At 67.9% G+C, this 15,969-nt stretch carries 15 protein-coding genes; 6 read left to right on the forward strand and 9 right to left on the reverse strand.

Annotated elements, in window-relative coordinates:
• Nucleotides 1–76: 76 nt before the first annotated feature.
• A complete protein-coding gene (gene ilvD, locus HL653_RS19925) occupies nucleotides 77–1,795 on the reverse strand; it encodes a dihydroxy-acid dehydratase (RefSeq protein ID WP_171746051.1) in 1,719 nt (572 codons plus the stop codon).
• Between the two features lie 175 nt (nucleotides 1,796–1,970).
• Here ilvD and HL653_RS19930 point away from each other — a divergent pair, with 175 nt between their 5' ends.
• Nucleotides 1,971–2,537: a shikimate kinase gene (locus tag HL653_RS19930; protein ID WP_171746052.1), complete on the forward strand. Its 567-nt coding sequence runs from the start codon at nucleotides 1,971–1,973 to the stop codon at nucleotides 2,535–2,537.
• 26 nt (nucleotides 2,538–2,563) lie between these two features.
• Here the strand turns inward: HL653_RS19930 and HL653_RS19935 are convergent, their stop codons facing one another.
• From HL653_RS19935 to HL653_RS19950, 4 genes are read right to left on the reverse strand one after another with little or no spacing between them, the layout of a single operon-like run.
• Entirely contained in the window at nucleotides 2,564–3,280 is a 717-nt protein-coding gene (locus tag HL653_RS19935; RefSeq protein WP_171747139.1) for an N-formylglutamate amidohydrolase, read from the reverse strand.
• 26 nt (nucleotides 3,281–3,306) lie between these two features.
• A complete protein-coding gene (locus HL653_RS19940; protein ID WP_171746053.1) occupies nucleotides 3,307–4,176 on the reverse strand; it encodes a 4-(cytidine 5'-diphospho)-2-C-methyl-D-erythritol kinase in 870 nt (289 codons plus the stop codon).
• Nucleotides 4,173–5,846 carry a hypothetical protein gene (locus HL653_RS19945; protein ID WP_171746054.1) on the reverse strand — a complete coding sequence of 558 codons (1,674 nt, stop codon included), beginning with the start codon at nucleotides 5,844–5,846 and terminating at the stop codon, nucleotides 4,173–4,175. The genes HL653_RS19940 and HL653_RS19945 overlap by 4 nt, the downstream gene beginning before the upstream one ends.
• 21 nt (nucleotides 5,847–5,867) lie before the next feature.
• Nucleotides 5,868–7,520: an electron transfer flavoprotein-ubiquinone oxidoreductase gene (locus tag HL653_RS19950; RefSeq protein ID WP_171747140.1), complete on the reverse strand. Its 1,653-nt coding sequence runs from the start codon at nucleotides 7,518–7,520 to the stop codon at nucleotides 5,868–5,870.
• A 127-nt stretch (nucleotides 7,521–7,647) separates the two neighbouring features.
• On the opposite strand from HL653_RS19950, the gene HL653_RS19955 reads away from it, so the two are divergent.
• The 3 genes from HL653_RS19955 to moaB all read left to right on the forward strand — a co-directional run bounded on the left by HL653_RS19955 (nucleotide 7,648) and on the right by moaB (nucleotide 10,783).
• Nucleotides 7,648–8,406, forward strand: coding sequence for a uracil-DNA glycosylase family protein (locus HL653_RS19955; RefSeq protein ID WP_171746055.1), 759 nt, complete (start codon nucleotides 7,648–7,650; stop codon nucleotides 8,404–8,406).
• A complete protein-coding gene (locus HL653_RS19960; RefSeq protein WP_171746056.1) occupies nucleotides 8,406–10,160 on the forward strand; it encodes a lytic transglycosylase domain-containing protein in 1,755 nt (584 codons plus the stop codon). The genes HL653_RS19955 and HL653_RS19960 overlap by 1 nt, the downstream gene beginning before the upstream one ends.
• A gap of 95 nt (nucleotides 10,161–10,255) precedes the next feature.
• Nucleotides 10,256–10,783, forward strand: coding sequence for a molybdenum cofactor biosynthesis protein B (gene moaB, locus HL653_RS19965; RefSeq protein WP_171746057.1), 528 nt, complete (start codon nucleotides 10,256–10,258; stop codon nucleotides 10,781–10,783).
• A 133-nt stretch (nucleotides 10,784–10,916) separates the two neighbouring features.
• Here moaB and HL653_RS19970 read toward each other — a convergent pair whose 3' ends face one another.
• Nucleotides 10,917–11,465: a PEPxxWA-CTERM sorting domain-containing protein gene (locus tag HL653_RS19970; protein WP_253717140.1), complete on the reverse strand. Its 549-nt coding sequence runs from the start codon at nucleotides 11,463–11,465 to the stop codon at nucleotides 10,917–10,919.
• Nucleotides 11,466–11,633: 168 nt separating this feature from the next.
• Here HL653_RS19970 and HL653_RS19975 point away from each other — a divergent pair, with 168 nt between their 5' ends.
• Both HL653_RS19975 and bfr read left to right on the forward strand, forming a co-directional pair.
• A complete protein-coding gene (locus tag HL653_RS19975; RefSeq protein WP_171746058.1) occupies nucleotides 11,634–12,722 on the forward strand; it encodes a PA0069 family radical SAM protein in 1,089 nt (362 codons plus the stop codon).
• Between the two features lie 237 nt (nucleotides 12,723–12,959).
• The gene (gene bfr / locus HL653_RS19980) at nucleotides 12,960–13,448 is read left to right on the forward strand and encodes a bacterioferritin (protein WP_171747142.1); all 489 of its coding nucleotides are present in this window, start codon (nucleotides 12,960–12,962) and stop codon (nucleotides 13,446–13,448) included.
• Between the two features lie 208 nt (nucleotides 13,449–13,656).
• Here the strand turns inward: bfr and HL653_RS19985 are convergent, their stop codons facing one another.
• From HL653_RS19985 to der, 3 genes are read right to left on the reverse strand one after another with little or no spacing between them, the layout of a single operon-like run.
• Entirely contained in the window at nucleotides 13,657–14,094 is a 438-nt protein-coding gene (locus HL653_RS19985) for an Hpt domain-containing protein (RefSeq protein ID WP_171746059.1), read from the reverse strand.
• A 51-nt stretch (nucleotides 14,095–14,145) separates the two neighbouring features.
• Nucleotides 14,146–14,331 (reverse strand): sulfurtransferase TusA family protein, encoded by a 186-nt coding sequence (locus HL653_RS19990; RefSeq protein ID WP_171747143.1) that lies wholly within the window; start codon nucleotides 14,329–14,331, stop codon nucleotides 14,146–14,148.
• Between the two features lie 29 nt (nucleotides 14,332–14,360).
• Nucleotides 14,361–15,713: a ribosome biogenesis GTPase Der gene (gene der / locus HL653_RS19995; RefSeq protein WP_171746060.1), complete on the reverse strand. Its 1,353-nt coding sequence runs from the start codon at nucleotides 15,711–15,713 to the stop codon at nucleotides 14,361–14,363.
• Nucleotides 15,714–15,969 lie beyond the last annotated feature (256 nt).

Consider the following 15,969-nt stretch of genomic DNA (forward strand, 5'->3'; position numbering starts at 1 on the left):
TTCCTCTCTCGGAGGAGAAGTAGGACGGCACTTCGACAAGCTCAGTGCAAACGGTGAATAAGAAAGCCGCGGAAGCTCAGATATCCGCGAACATATGCGTCTCGGCCTTGGCGCCGGGATGCGTCACCGCCCCCGCCCAGGCCGGGCCGACATTCTTCGCGTAGCGCCACAGCGCACCCGACTGATAATCGTTCATGCGCGGCTGCCACTTCGCCCGGCGCTCGGCCAGCACGTCGTCCGCCACGTCGAGGTCGATCGTCCCCGCCTCGGCATCGATGCGGATGATGTCGCCGTCCTCGATCAAGGCGATCGGGCCGCCGTCCGCCGCCTCGGGCCCGACATGGCCGATGCAGAAGCCGCGCGTGCCGCCCGAGAAGCGCCCGTCGGTGATCAGGGCCACGCTCTCGCCCATGCCCTGCCCGTAGAGCGCCGCCGTGGTCGACAGCATCTCGCGCATGCCCGGGCCGCCCTTCGGCCCCTCATAGCGGATCACGATCACGCAGCCCTCGGCGATGTCGCGCGTCTCGACAGCCGCGAACGCATCTTCCTCGCGATCGAACACCCGCGCCGGTCCGTCGAACTGCAGCCGCTTCATGCCGGCGACCTTCACGATCGCGCCCTCCGGCGCCAGCGAGCCCTTGAGGCCGACCACGCCGCCCGTGGGCGTGATCGGCGTCTTCGCGTCGTAGATCACCTTCTGGTCCGGGTTCCACGTCACCTCGTCGATATTCTCGGCGAGGGTCTTGCCCGTCACGGTCAGGCAGTCGCCGTGCAGCAGCCCTTCGGCCAGCATCGTCTTCATCAGCATGTAGACGCCGCCCGCCGCGTGCATGTCCTTGGCGACATAGCGGCCGCCCGGCTTCAGATCGGCCAGATAGGGCGTGGTCTTGAAGATCTCGGCCACGTCGAACAGCGAGAAATCGATCCCGCATTCGTTCGCCATCGCCGGCAGGTGGAGCCCGCCATTGGTGGAGCCGCCGGTCGCCGCCACGATGCGCGCCGCATTCTCGAAGGCTTCGCGCGTGCAGATGTCGCGCGGGCGGATATTCTTTTCCAGCAGGTACATCACCTGTTTGCCCGCCGCGACCGCGATCTCCTCGCGGCTCTTGTAGGGCGCGGGCACCATGTTGCTGTTCGGCAGGGACAGGCCGATCGCCTCGCCCACGCAGGCCATCGTGTTCGCGGTGAACTGGCCGCCGCACGCGCCATGGCCGGGGCACGCCACCTTCTCCAGCGCCGTCACTTCGGACAGCGGGCAGGCGCCCGCCGCATATTTGCCGACCACCTCGAACACGTCGACCACGGTGACGTCGCGATCGTGGAAGCGGCCCGGCAGGATCGATCCGCCATAGACGAAGATGGAAGGCACGTTCAGCCGCAGCATCGCCATCATCATGCCGGGCAGCGATTTGTCGCACCCCGCGAACGTCACCAGCGCATCATAGCAGTGGCCACGCACCGACAGCTCGACCGAGTCCGCGATCACTTCGCGGCTGACGAGCGAAGACTTCATGCCCTGATGGCCCATGGCGATGCCGTCGGTCACGGTGATCGTGTTGAAGCGGCGCGGCATGCCGCCGCCCTGCTCCACGCCGATGCGGCAGGCGTCGGCCTGCATGTCCAGCGTGGTGTTGCAGGGCGCGCTGTCATTGCCCGCACTCGCCACCGCCACGAACGGCCGCGCAATCTCCTCCTCGGAAAGGCCCATCGCATAATAATAAGAGCGATGCGGCGCCTTCTCGGGGCCGACGGAAACGTGGCGGCTGGGCAGCTTGGACTTGTCGAATGTGGGCACGGACGATCCTTTCGCGCGTGCCCCTAGGCCCGAGAGGGTGGAGGGATCAAGGGCAAGAACGAAATAAAATCACGTTTTTTCTATAAATCACGAAATAAGATATCCCTGGGCTAGATAGACATCCGCGGACGAAGGCGCTGGCGGACATCGCGCGCCACGATTTAAAAGCCGGATCGTGATCGAGATCATAGAGCGCACGCCGGTCCGGCCAGCCCGAACCCTGCTTCTGATCGGCCCGGGAGGCGCCGGAAAGTCCATGCTGGGCGTGCAGCTTGCGCCGCTGCTGGGCCGCGCCCTGATCGATCTGGATCACGAGTTCCTTGGTAGAATCGGAGACATCAGCACGTTCATTCGCGACGCAGGCTATGCCTCCTACAAGACGCGAAACGCGCAGCTGGCGGGCGAAATCATATGCGAAATTACCACGCCCGCCGTGCTGGTCGCATCGTCCGGATTTATGACACCCGATAACCCGCCGCTGGCGCTGGAGGCCAATCGAGCCCTGCTGGCATCGACCTATTCGATATGCCTGCTTCCGACCCGCTCTCTCGAAACGAGCGCGAGCATCATCGTCGAGCGCCAGCTAACGCGCCCTTTCTCCAGCGGAAGATTCCGCGAGGACGCAAGAATCCGCGCCCGTTACCCGGTCTATGCGAAACTCGGTGACGCGATCATATTTTCCACGGCACCCGCCATCGAGATCGCGAAGGCGGTCGCACGGTTCCTGCACGGCCGCATCTGACGGCCGCTCCACACCGCCGTCCGTCCCTAAACCGCCGCGATCACGGCCTCGATCACCGGCGCAAGCCGCTCGCACCACGCCGCCACACCGGCCTCGTCGCCGATCAGGTCCTGCCGCACTTCCAGTCCCAGATAGGGGATGCCATTCCCCTCGCCGTGGCGGTTCATCGTCGCGTTCAGCACCTGGCCCGAATAAGGCTCATTGTCTCCGGTCACGATCCCGGCCGCCTCCAGCAACGGGATGGCGATCCGCGCCGCGCGCGCGTCCTGATTGTAGAGCACGCCCACCTGCCACGGCCGGGGTGCGCCGCCGCCGCGCAGCGCGGGCGTGAAGCTGTGCAACGATACGAGCAGCTTCGGCGCCCGCTCCGTGATCATCTCCGCGACATGCGCGTGATAAGGCAGCCAGAACAGGGCCAGCCTCTTCCCCCGCCCCTCATCGCCCAGATCGGCATTGCCCGGGATGGCATGGCCGTCGCTCGTCTTCGGCACCAGCCCGGCCGCGTCCGCCTCCCGGTTGAGATCGATCACGAGGCGCGAGACGTTGCCGAGAATGCCCGGCATCCCGATCCGCGCGCACAGCGCCCGCGCCAGCGGCGCCACGCCGATATCGATCGCGACATGCTCGCGCATCACCGCCTCCGGCACGCCGAGCGCGATGCCGTCCGGCACACGATCCGAGGCATGATCCCCGATCAGGAGCGCCGGCCCGCGCCCCTCGATATCGATCCACGCCTCGCTCATCCGCACCTCACCGTCACGCGCGTCCATCAGGGCCGCAGCCGCGTCGCCAGCCGCCACCAGCAGGCGGGCAATGCCGCCGCCGCCGCGTCGCGCGCGGCCTCATCCTCGAACAACGCGAAGCAGGTCGCGCCCGAGCCCGACATGCGCGCGAACAGCAGACCCGGCTGCGCGCCGAGCAGATCCAGCACGTCGCCGATCTCCGGCACCAGCGAGACGGCCGGCGCCTCCAGATCGTTGCGCCCCTCCAGCGCGGCATCCACGCCCTGTGGCAGCGCGCCGCGATCGATCCGGTCCCACGCCTTGAACACGGCGCCGGTCGACAAGGCGATGCCCGGATTGACGAGCAGCACCGGCTGCCCCGTCAGCCGCCCGAGCGAGACGGGCACGAGTTGCTCGCCCCGCCCCTCGCCCCGCGCCGCGCGCGACAGCACGCAGGCCGGCACGTCCGCGCCCAGCCCCGCCGCAATGGCGTGGACGCGGGGGTCGGCCGGATCGATCCCGTCGCGCGCGGCCAGCAGACGCAGCGCCGCCGCCGCGTCGGCCGATCCGCCACCGATGCCGGAGGCGATCGGCAAATTCTTCTCCAGCCGGAAGCCCGCCTGCGCGCCGCCGAACAGGGCGGCCCACTCACGCGCCGCACGCGTCACCAGATTGTCGCCCTCGCCCGACAGCGCCGCCGCGAACGGCCCCTCCAGTCGCAGGCCGGGTTCGTCCTCCAGCGTCAGCCTGTCGCCATCGGTGCAGAAGGCGAACAATGTCTCCAGCACATGATAGCCATCTTCCCCGCGCGACCGCACATGCAGCGCGAGGTTCAGCTTGGCATAAGCGATGTCCGGGGCGGCGCCCGGCGCGGCTTCGGGAGCGGCATCGAGGGCCGCGTCTGTGGCAAAGGTCATGGGGCGGCGGTGGCGGGCGTCGGCGCCGTCTCGATCTTCGATTTGATGCGCGGCGCATCCTTGGCTTCGGCCGTCACCAGCGCCGCGCGCCACGCATAGCGCGCCTCGATCCGGCGGCCGAGCGCCCAATAGACGTCGCCCAGATGCTCGTTGATCGTGGGTTCGCCCGGTTCGCCCGCCGACGCGCGCTCCAGCAGTTTCACCGCCGTCGCCGCATCGCCGCCCACGAATTTCGCCCAGCCGAGCGAGTCCGTGATCGCGGCGTCATCGGGGCGCAGCTTGCTCGCGCTCTCGATCAGCCGGGTCGCCACGGGCACGTTCTCGCGCCGCGCCAGCATCGAATAGCCGAGATGATTCAGCACGATCGCCTGATCGGGCGCCAGCGCATAGGCCTTGTCCAGCGCCAGCTTGGCCGCCGGCCAGTCGCCGCCCTCCTCCAGCGCGGCGCCGCGCTGCAGCCAGAACGGCCACACATCCTCTGCCGCCGCATTCGGGCCCGCCGCCGCGATCGCCTTCTCGTAGGAGACCGCCGCCAGCGCGGGCTTGTCGAGCGACATCTGCACGTCGCCCACGCGCGACCATTCGCCCGATCCCGCGCCCGGCCGTTCCGCCGCCGCCGTCGCCGTCGCGAGCGCCGCCGCCTTGTCGCCCTTGTCGATCAGCAGCGCGATCCGCAGCCGCTCGGCCGTGCTGGCATAGGGATCGCCGGCCGCGACATGATCCAGCGCCGCCAAAGCCGCATCGGGGCGCTTGGCCAGCCCCAGGAAATTGGCGGTCGCGATCCAGCCGCCCGAATTGTCGGGATCGGCGAAGGTGCCCAGCCGCGCCAGCATCGTCGCCACGGGCACGAGCCGCTGGCGATTGAAGTCGATCGCCACCTGCGTCAGCAGATCGGACACGCCCGAGCCCGCATCGTCATAGAGGATATCGATGCGCCCGCCCGCCGCCAGCCGCGCGCGCGCCGCCTCCAGCACGGGATCATTGCCGTCGAGGAAGGTCTTGGCCTTGTCCGGCTGGCGCGCCTTGATCAGCGCGGTCGCCACCGCCAGCTTCAGCCGGCTGCCCGCGCTGGGCAAAGCCGCCACCTCGGCCGCACCCTCGTCCGTCCGCCCCAGCGCCAGCAGCAGGATCGCATGCTGGCCGGGGAAATAGGCCGAGCCGATCCCGCCCTGCCGCGCGGCTTCCAGCGCCGCCAGCGGATCGCCCTCGCGCGATCCCAGCGCGATCCACGCGCGCAGGAGCGGCGCCATGAAGGCGAAGAGCTTGCCCGCCTCGATCTGGTCGATCTGCGCCCGCGCGCGCTTCCAGTCCTTCGCCTGCACGGCATCGACCATGAACAGCAACGGCGCGTCCACCGGCGGCGTGCCCTGCTGCTGCAGCGCATTCGCCGCCTTCAGCGCCAGCGGCTTGTCGCCCGCCGCGATCGCCTCGATCAGCGCGCGCCGGGCGATCAGGTCGCTGCCCGGGTCGCGCGCCAGCAACAGGCCGAGTTCGCGCGTGGCCGTATCCAGATCGCCGACACCGGCCGCCGCGCGCATCTTCACATAGCGCTCGGCCTGGCTGGGCTCGTTCGTCGGCCTCTGCTTCGTCTGGGCGGCGGAAACGGAGCCGGCCGCCGCCACGGTGGCAAGCAGGCTCAGCAGGACGGGCGTCACTCTCAATCGCGTCATGCCGCCACCCTTAACCGTCTCTCACATGTTCGGATAGTTGGGACCGCCGCCGCCTTCGGGCACGACCCAGTTGATATTCTGTGTGGGGTCCTTGATGTCGCAGGTCTTGCAGTGGACACAATTCTGCGCGTTGATCTGCAGGCGCGGCGTGCCGACATCCTGCCCCACGATCTCGTAGACGCCCGCCGGGCAGTAACGCTGCTCGGGCGCATCGTAGAGCGGCAGGTTCACCGTGATCGGCACCTCCGGATCCTTCAGCGTCAGATGGATCGGCTGATCCTCCTCGTGATTGGTGTTCGACAGGAACACCGAGGAGAGACGATCGAAGCTGATCTTCCCGTCGGGCTTGGGATAGTCGATCGGCCGCGCATGGTCCTTGCGCGCCAGCGTCGAACAGTCCCGGTGATGCTTGAACGTGTACGGCAGGCCGAGCCCGAAAGTGTTCATCCACATGTCGAGGCCGGCCCAGACCGTGCCCATCAGCGGCCCGAACTTCGCGATGGACGGCTCCGAATTGCGGACGAGCTTCAGCTCCTTGGAGATCCAGCTGGCATTCACGGCGGGCTGGTAGCCGGCCAGCACGTCGCCCTGCCGCCCGGCCGTCACGGCCGCATACGCCTCCTCGGCCGCCAGCATGCCGCTCTTCATCGCGGTGTGGCTGCCCTTGATGCGCGGCACGTTCACGAAGCCCGCCGAACAGCCGATCAGCGCGCCGCCGGGAAAGGCCAAAGTCGGCACGGACTGCCACCCGCCCTCGTTGATCGCGCGCGCGCCGTAGCTCACGCGGCGCCCGCCCTCCAGGATCGCGCGGATCGCGGGATGCTGCTTCCAGCGCTGGAATTCCTCGAACGGAAAGAGGTGCGGATTCTTGTAGCCCAGCCCCACCACGAAGCCGAGCGCCACCTGCCCGTTCGCCTGGTGATAGAGGAAGCCGCCGCCCACCTCCTCGGTCAGCGGCCAGCCCTGCGTGTGGATCACGCGGCCGGGCGCATGCTTCTCCGGGGCGATGTCCCACAGCTCCTTCATGCCGAGGCCGTAAACCTGCGGCTGGCAGCTCGCCTCCAGATCGAAGATGCGCTTCACCTCCTTGGTGAGGCTCCCGCGCGCGCCTTCCGCGAAGAAGGTGTATTTGGCGTGCAGCTCCATGCCCGGCTGGTAATCGGGCTTGTGCGTGCCGTCGCGCGCCACGCCCATGTCGCCGGTCGCGACGCCCTTCACCGATCCGTCGTCGTGGAACAGCACCTCGGCCGCCGCGAAGCCGGGGAAGATCTCGACGCCCAGCTCCTCGGCCTTGCCCGCCAGCCAGCGGCACAGATTGCCGAGCGAGCCCGTATAGGTGCCCTTGTTGTGCATGAAGCCGGGCGTGAAGAGGTGCGGCATCGCCGTCTTGCCACCCTTCGACAGGAACCAGTGATGATTCTCCGTCACCGGCACTTCGGCCATCGGGCAGCCGTCGGTGCGCCAGTCGGGCAGCAGCTCGTCCAGCGCGATCGGATCCACCACCGCGCCCGACAGGATATGCGCGCCGATTTCGGACCCTTTTTCGAGGATGCACACCGAAAGCTCGGCGCCTTTCTCCGAAGCCAGCTGCTTCAGGCGGATCGCCGCGGCGAGACCGGCCGGCCCACCGCCGACGATCACCACGTCATACTCCATCGATTCCCGCTCGTGCATCGCGATCTTCTCTCTCCGGCTGGTCATCTTATGGACCGAACGCTCCGTCATGTTCTCGCTGAACGAAGATTGACGTATTCGTCAACTGTCCGTCTTAGGTAGGGTTACAGATTTGGGAGGGGCGCCGATGGAAGATCGGCTGGCGCTGAGCGCGCTCGATTGGTGGGAGGAGGCCGGCGTCGACATGTTCGTCGACGATGCGCCGCGCGACTGGCTGGCCCAGCCGACGCCCGCACCGGAGCCTGCGCCCTCTTCTTCTACGCATGTCGCACCCGGCGGTTCCGTGCGCGCGCCGCTGGCCGCCTCTGCCGCGCCGATCGCGGCCGCAGCGCCACCCCCCGCCGCGCTGCCCGACGATCTCGCCGCCTTCCGCCGCTTCCTGCTGGAAGACGCCTCGGTGCCCGGCCCCGCCGCCGCGCGGCTGGACGCGACGGGCGATCCCGCCTCGGGCGCGATGCTGATCCTTGACATGCCCGAGCAGGGCGATCGCGCCGCCGCACGGCTCCTCTCCGGCGATGTCGGCCAGTTGTTCGATCGCATGCTGGGCGCGATGACCCTCTCGCGCGAGATCGCCTATCTCGCTCCGCTCTCGCCCGCGCGCTCGGCCAGCGGCCGCCTCACGCCCGAGACGATCGCCTCGCTCGCCACGCTGATGCGCCACCATATCGCGCTGGTCCGGCCGAAGCGTCTGCTGCTGCTGGGTGACGCCCCCACGCGCGCGCTGCTCGGCTTCGGCTGCGTCGAGGCGCGCGGGCGCACGCACGAAATTGCCGGCCCGACCGGGGCGATCCCCGCCGTCGCCAGCTTCCACCCCCGCCTCCTCATCCAGACGCCCGACCGCAAGAAAGCGGCCTGGGCGGACCTCCAGCTCTTCATGGCCCTCTGATGCGTAACCTGCTTCCCCTGCTCCTCGCCGCGACCGTCCTCCCCACCGCCGCTCATGCCGGCGATACGACGGCGACCCCCGGCGACATCACCGTCACCGCCGCGCGCCCCGGCACGATCTCGGATGTCGATCGCACCGCCTATCGCCTCGTCTTCGCCGAGATCCGCTCGGGCGACTGGATCAACGCATCGGCCGCGCTCGACGCCCGCCCCGATGGCGTGCTGACCTCGGTGGCGCGTGCCGAGCTGTTTCTGGCCAAGGGCGCGCCCCGGCCGGATCCGGTGAAGCTCTCCGGCCTGCTCGCCGCCGCACCCGAACTGCCCGAGGCCCCCGCTCTGGCGCGCCTCGCCACGCAGCAGGGTATCACCAGCGTGCCGACCCTGCCCCAGCCGCACGATCTGGTCCGCCTCGCCGGCGCCTCGAAGCGCGTCGCCGCCCGCCCCACGCGCAGCGACGCCGCCGCCGCGCGCCTGTCCGTGATCGCGACGCCGCTGGTGAAGGCCAATGACGGCGCCGGGGCCGAGGCGAAGGTCGAGGCCGTCGCCAGCCAGCTTTCGCCCGAGGCCTTGGCCGAATGGCGCCAGCGCGTGGCGTGGGCCTATTATCTCGCCAATGACGATGTGAATGCGCGCCGCGTCGCCGCCTCCGCCGGGGCCGGCGCGGGCGAATGGACCGTGCAGGCCAATTGGGTGCTCGGTCTTTCCTCGTGGCGTTCGGGCGAGATGGCCGCCGCCGCCGATGCCTTCGCAGCCGTCGCCACCTCCGCGCGCGACGCCGAGACGGTCGCCGCCGGCCTGTTCTGGGCCGCGCGCAGCGATACGGCGGGAGGCCGCCCCGATCGCGTCGCCGCCCGCCTGCGGTCCGCCGCCCGGCTGGACGAAACCTTTTACGGCCTGCTCGCCTCGGCCACGCTCGGCCTCGCCGCCGAACCGGGTGCGGCCGCGCGCGGGGACGGCCCCGATCTGATCGCGCTGCGCCCCAATGCCCGCGCCGCCGCCGCGCTCACACAGGTCGGCGAAAGCACGCTCGCCGATCAACTGCTCCGCCAGCAGGCGAAGATCGGCCCGGCCGAGGAGCATGGCGCGCTCATCCGCCTCGCCGGCACCCTCAATCTGCCCGCCACGCAGATGTGGCTCGCCCAGAACGGCCCGGTCGGCATCGCGACGCCCGTCTCCGCGCGCTATCCCATGCCCGCCTGGGCGCCGACCGGCGGATGGCGCGTCGACCGCGCGCTGATCTTCGCCCACGCGCTGCAGGAATCGCAGTTCCGCACCGACGCCGTCAGCCATGCGGGCGCGCGCGGCCTGATGCAGCTGATGCCCGGCACCGCGCGCCTCGTCGCCCGCCACAAGGGCGAGACGGCGGACATGACGTCGCGCCTCAACGATCCCGCCGTCAGCTTCGAATATGGCCAATCCTATCTGGAGGAGTTGGCGAGCAACGGCGGCACCGGCGGCCTGCTGCCCAAGGTGATCGCCGCCTACAATGCGGGGCCGAACAATGTCGCGGCGTGGAGCGTACGCCCCGGCGCCTCGAACGACCCCCTGCTCTTCATCGAATCCATGCCGTTCGCCGAGACGCGCGCCTATACCGCGATCGTCCTGCGCAATTACTGGATGTACCAGCGCGAGAGCGGCGCGCCGACCGAGAGCCTCGCGACGATGGCGCAGGGCAAATGGCCGCTCTTCCCGGTGGCCCGCCCCCGCATGGCCGTCAGCGCCGCCGGCGCTTTCGACGTCGCGGGCGGCAGCTGAGGCTCATCCCACTACCCCGTCCCGGATCGAGTCCGGGGGTGACGGTGCGGAATGAGCGGCTTCCGCTCCCCCTCTCCCCCGCCTAAATCCGCCGCATGCCGCTCGACCACAGCCTCCCCTTCCTCCCCGTCCGCATCGCGATCCTCACGGTTTCGGACAGCCGCACCGCCGCCGACGATCGCTCCGGCGACACGCTCGTCCAGCGGCTGGAGGCGGCCGGCCACATCCTCGCCGCGCGGACGATCGTGCGCGACGATGTCGACCTGATCTGTGCGACGCTGACCGGCTGGATCGACGATCCGGAGGTGGATTGCGTGATCGCGACGGGTGGCACCGGCGTCACCGGACGCGACGTGACGCCCGAGGCCTTCGCCCGTATCCGCGACAAGGAAATCGAAGGATTCGGAGAGCTGTTCCGCTGGCTCAGCTACCAGACGATCGGCACGTCCACGATCCAGTCACGCGCCACCGCCGCCGTCGCGCGGGGCACCTATCTGTTCGCGCTGCCCGGCTCCACCGGCGCCTGCCGGGACGGGTGGGACGGCATCCTCGCCTCCCAGCTCGACAGCCGTCACCGCCCCTGCAATTTCGTGGAACTGATGCCGCGCCTGCGGGAGCGCTAGAAAGCGGAAACCAAAAACGGCGGGCGATCCGATCGGATCGTCCGCCGCCTTGGGAACGGGGCACCGGCCCGGATGGGGGGCGGGCCGGTGCCACTCTGGCTCGCTGGGAAGAGCCAGTGTCCTATCCACACCTTCAGGCGTGAAAACCGCTGGGACGCTTGCTGTTGCGCAAGACCACGCCGATCATCCCGAAGCCGAGGATCATCATCGCCCAGGTCGCGACCTCGGGCACCGCCGCGATCGGCGCCAGCGCGATGTTCAGCGATCCCGTGCCGCCGCGCAGCCCGTTCGAGATCGCATAATTGGAATCGAGCAGATCCTTGGTGAAGGTGTAGCTCGTCGACGGACCGGAAATCGTGACCGCGTTGATCGTGTAGCCGGTCGAGGCCGAATAGCTGATCGTCGGCGCGCTCTGCAGCAGCACGGTGCTGGTGGTATCCAGCACGGCCGCCGTCGAGGCGGCGGTCACCTTGGCGGTGCCGTCCGCATCATAGACCGAGAAGGTCCCGTTGCCGAGATCGTTGGCATAGAACTGGCCGCTGCCGGTGGCGGTGCCGCCGCCGCTCAGGATGCTCCACGGAACGGTGAAGGTGAAGTTGAACAGGGTCGCCGCGCTGGCCGCGGTCGAAAGCCCCAGCAGAGCCGTCGCAAGAACGGCGGATTTCACGCAACGCATGAACATTTCACGCTACTCCAAGCATACTCTCCTGTCCGATCAGCCGTTCCACATGCGGAACATCTGTCGAACTGGAAACCGGTTTATGCCCGTTGCGTCCTTAAAAAAACCTTATATTGCAGTTATTTATAATTTGTTCTCGCTTTGTCCAAAGGAATTGGCCAAATTCCGCCAATGCCCAAAAAGCCGCCCCAGCAATTGTTAACGACGGGCCGCGGAGCGACCCGAAACGATCGTCCGAATCGTTTCGGTCTGGCCACGCGCGAAGCCGATGGAGACTGGTTGGATTCGCGTAACGACGTGGATGGCGAGGCGCCGCCGCTCCGCACCACCGTCACGGTCGAGCATCCCCGCACGATCATCACGCGCAACGCCTCGCCCGACGTGCCGTTCGATCGGTCGATCAACGCCTATCGGGGGTGCGAGCATGGCTGCATCTATTGTTTCGCGCGGCCGACGCATGCGTATCACGATCTCTCCCCCGGCCTGGATTTCGAGAGCCGGCTGTTCGCCAAGCCCGATGCGGCCAAGCTGCTGCGCGCGGAGCTTTCGGCACGCGCTTATGTCTGCCAGCCGATCGCGCTGGGGACGAACACCGATCCCTATCAGCCGATCGAGGGCCATTGGCGGATCACCCGCTCGATCATCGAGGTCTTCCACGAGACGCGCCACCCGTTCACGATCACGACCAAATCCGATCGCGTGCTGCGCGATCTGGATCTGATCGCGCCGATGGCGGCCAGGGGCCTCGTCGCGGTGATCCTGTCCGTCCCCACGATCGACCCCGCCACCGCGCGCACGCTGGAGCCCCGCGCGCCGAGCCCTGCCAAGCGCCTCGCCGCGATCCGCGCGCTGGCGGAGGCGGGCGTGCAATGCCACGTCTCGATCGCGCCGGTCGTGCCCCAGATCACCGATCACGAGATGGAGCATATTCTGGAGGCGGCGGCCGAGGCGGGCGCGCGCCGCGCCTTCTTCCTGCCCGTGCGCCTGCCGCATGAGGTGGCGCCCCTGTTCCGCGCCTGGCTGGACGCGCATCATCCCGATCGCGCCGCCAAGGTGATGGCCACGATCCGATCGATCCGCGGCGGGCGGGACAATGATCCGAATTTCGGCACGCGCATGAAGGGCGAAGGGCCATGGGCGGATCTGCTCCGCACGCGCTTCCAGATCGCCTGCCGGAAGTGGGGCCTCAATCGGGAACGTTTCGCGCTGCGAACCGATCTGTTCGTGCCGCCGGAGGGGGATCAATTGCGTTTGCTCTAGCGCCCCTTCGGAACGCGTTGCGGCACCGGCCCACTCCCCCACCCGACCTCCCGACAGGTTATTCCATGGGAGGTCGGGTGAGGGAGCGGGCCAGTGCCGCAACCCTCACAACAAGAATGCGAGACAGTCGCAAGAATACATGCAATCTATTCGCAGGCGACTTGCGAGTTGTTCGCGCTTCAAATCGTCGAACGTCTGGTCTATCGGCCGTTCGTCATCAAGAAAAGGAATGCTGCCGTGAAGGGCGACGAGAAGGTCATCGAATATCTGAACGCCGCTCTCAAGAATGAGCTGACGGCGATCAACCAGTATTTCCTCCATTATCGCATGCTCGACCATTGGGGCATCGCGAAGCTCGCCAAGTTCGAATATGGCGAATCCATCGATGAGATGAAGCATGCGGACATGCTGTCGTCGCGCATCCTGTTCCTGGATGGCCTGCCCAACTTCCAGTTGCTGGGCCGTCTGCGGATCGGCGAGACGGTGGAAGAAATCCTCCGCGCCGATCTCGCGCTGGAGAATGAGGCGATCCCGCAGCTGCGCGACGCGATCGAGCATTGCGAGAAGGTGCGCGACTATATCAGCCGCGATCTGTTCAAGCGCATCCTCGATAACGAGGAAGAGCATGTCGATTATCTGGAGCGCCAGTTCGACATGATCGCGCGCATGGGCATCCAGAACTATGTCCAGCTGCAGTCCAAGGCGGCCGACGAAGAGGCGCATTGATCGGCGCCACGCCCTTGTAACCCGTACTCCCGCGAACGCAGGAGCCCAGAGCTTCGATCGCAACGCTTGCAGCCCTGGGCTCCGGCTTCCGCCGGAGTACGTCGCGCGTTCGACGAACCCCTGAAACAAAAAAAGCGGCCGGCCATCGCGCTGCCCCGGAAGGCGCTGCGAATGGCCGGCCGCCCTGCGGCCCCCGCTGCAGTCTATTCTATCGCGCCACCACCTTGCGGCCGAAGCCACCCGGCCGGCGCGGCGCCACCATCGGCACCACCGGCGCGCGTTCCGCCATCTCCTGTTCGAAGAAGGCGATCGTGCGCGCGAACAGGTCGCGCAGTCCGCGCACCTTCGGCAGCATATGATCGGGAAAGTCGTGATGCTCGACCGAGAGGCGCGCCGCTTTCTCGATCTCCTCGGCCACAAGGCCGAGCGCCTCGGCGCCCACCATCAGCGAATCGCCTTTCAGCGTATGCGCCGGACGGACGAGGCTGGTCGCGTTGCGCGCCCGTGCCGCGCGCTCGATCTCGTCGATCACCTTGGCGCCGTCTTCGCGATAATAGCTCAGGATCCGGACGAAACTGTCCCCCAGCTCGGCCCGCGCCTGCTTGAACCGCTCCTGATCGACGATGTTGCTGTCGTGCTCGTACATTGGCCCATCCCACGCCCCTGCGCGCTCAAGGCCGATGTGCGCCAGATTGGGTTAAGGCTTTCCTTCCATCGCTCGGGTTACGATGAAATCCTTTCGTTCCGGGACGATAGACCAGCCCTGTTCTTCGCAAAGAGCCCGGAATTCTGCGGCTGCGCGCGGATCGTCGGCCGCTATCCTTACGCGCACCGCCGTCCGCATCGCCTTCGCCAGCCGCAGCGCGGGCCAGGGACATCGCATCCCGCGCGCGTCGACGAAGGCGTCTTCGGTCAATTTCCGAACGGATTCTTCGGCGCGCGCACCGTGAGTCGCACCGGCACGCCCTGGAAGCCCAGATCACGCCGGATGCCGTTCACCAGATAGCGGCGATAGCTTTCCGGCAGCTGGTCCACGCGCGTGCCGAACAGGATGAAGCTCGGCGGCCGCGTGCGCGCCTGCGTCAGGTAGCGCAGCTTGATGCGCTTGCCGCCGGGGGCGGGCGGCGGATTGGCCTCGATCGCCTTTTCGAACCAGCGGTTGAGCTGGCCGGTCGTGACACGCTTCGACCATTCGTCGCGGATCGAGAAAGCGGCTTCCACCAATTGGTCGATCCCGCGCCCGGTTTCGGCCGAGACGGTCAGCAGCGGCAGGCCCTTCACCTGCGCGAGCCCTTCCTCCAGCGCCGCGCGCACGCCCTGGAACAGGCTGGGCGGATTTTCCGCCACGTCCCATTTGTTGATCGCGATCATCAGCGCGCGGCCTTCTTCCAGCACCTGCGCCGCGATGCGAAGGTCCTGCGCCTCCAGCCCGCGCGTCGCGTCCAGCAGCAGCACGACCACCTCGGCGAAGTCGATCGAGCGCTGCGTGTCGGCGGCGGAGAGCTTCTCCAGCTTGTCCTCCACCTTCGCGCGCCGCCGCAGCCCCGCCGTATCCACCAGCCGTACCGGCCGCCCCTGCCATTCCCACTCCACCGCGATCGAATCGCGCGTGATGCCCGCCTCGGGCCCCGTGATCAGGCGATCCTCGCCCAGCATCCGGTTGATCAGCGTCGACTTGCCCGCATTCGGGCGGCCGACGATGGCGAGCTTCAGCGGGCCATCGGGCCGGTCGCCCTCCAGCTCATACTCCTCTTCCTCGGGCTCCTCGCGCTCCACATAGGGGCGCAAAGCCTCGAACAGATCGACGATGCCTTCGCCATGTTCGGCCGAAAAGGGGATGGGATCGCCGAAGCCCAGCGAATAGGCCTCCAGCACGCCGCTCTCGCCCGCTTTGCCCTCGGCCTTGTTGGCCAGCATCACGATCGGCGTGTCCGATGTCCGCAGGAAGCGCGCGATCGTCTCGTCGAGCGGGGTCACGCCGGCGCGCGCATCGATCAGGAACAAGGCCACGTCGGCGTCGCCCACCGCCGCCTCGGACTGGGCGCGCATCCGGCCCGGCAGCGTATCGGGATCCTCGTCCTCGAACCCCGCCGTATCGAAGACGCGGAAATCCATGCCGAGCAGCGTCGCCTCTCCCTCGCGGCGATCGCGCGTCACGCCGGGCTGGTCGTCGACGAGCGCGAGGCGCTTGCCGACAAGGCGATTGAACAGGGTCGATTTGCCGACATTAGGCCGGCCGACGATGGCAACGATGGGAAGGGGCATTCCGGTCCCTTAGAGAAGGATCGTTCAAGGTGGAAGCGCGGCGCGTTTTTCGCCCGGGACGGGAATCGGCCTCCTCACCCGATTCCTCCCGATCTTCACCGTCTCTCGCGGGGGTTCACCCTCCCCTTTTCATCGACGGAATGGCGGAAAAATGCCGTCGCGCGTGCCGGTCTGCAAAAAAGTAACGATATGGGACCTTCTTCTTCACGCATTCCCGTCATAGGGGCATTCCTGCACATCCCCGTTCTTCGCCCCG

Source organism: Sphingomonas sp. AP4-R1, from assembly GCF_013113735.1.
Lineage (GTDB): Bacteria > Pseudomonadota > Alphaproteobacteria > Sphingomonadales > Sphingomonadaceae > Sphingomonas_I.

Coding starts and splice junctions, on each gene's coding strand:
- HL653_RS19950 (WP_171747140.1), bottom strand. CDS start 7,520: ATGCACGAGCGGGAATCGATGGAGTATGACGTGGTGATCGTCGGCGGT.
- HL653_RS19940 (WP_171746053.1), bottom strand. CDS start 4,176: ATGACCTTTGCCACAGACGCGGCCCTCGATGCCGCTCCCGAAGCCGCG.
- HL653_RS19945 (WP_171746054.1), bottom strand. CDS start 5,846: ATGACGCGATTGAGAGTGACGCCCGTCCTGCTGAGCCTGCTTGCCACC.
- der (WP_171746060.1), bottom strand. CDS start 15,713: ATGCCCCTTCCCATCGTTGCCATCGTCGGCCGGCCTAATGTCGGCAAA.
- HL653_RS19935 (WP_171747139.1), bottom strand. CDS start 3,280: ATGAGCGAGGCGTGGATCGATATCGAGGGGCGCGGGCCGGCGCTCCTG.
- HL653_RS19975 (WP_171746058.1), top strand. CDS start 11,634: ATGCCCAAAAAGCCGCCCCAGCAATTGTTAACGACGGGCCGCGGAGCG.
- HL653_RS19970 (WP_253717140.1), bottom strand. CDS start 11,465: ATGTTCATGCGTTGCGTGAAATCCGCCGTTCTTGCGACGGCTCTGCTG.
- moaB (WP_171746057.1), top strand. CDS start 10,256: ATGCCGCTCGACCACAGCCTCCCCTTCCTCCCCGTCCGCATCGCGATC.
- HL653_RS19955 (WP_171746055.1), top strand. CDS start 7,648: ATGGAAGATCGGCTGGCGCTGAGCGCGCTCGATTGGTGGGAGGAGGCC.
- HL653_RS19960 (WP_171746056.1), top strand. CDS start 8,406: ATGCGTAACCTGCTTCCCCTGCTCCTCGCCGCGACCGTCCTCCCCACC.
- HL653_RS19990 (WP_171747143.1), bottom strand. CDS start 14,331: ATGCGATGTCCCTGGCCCGCGCTGCGGCTGGCGAAGGCGATGCGGACG.
- HL653_RS19985 (WP_171746059.1), bottom strand. CDS start 14,094: ATGTACGAGCACGACAGCAACATCGTCGATCAGGAGCGGTTCAAGCAG.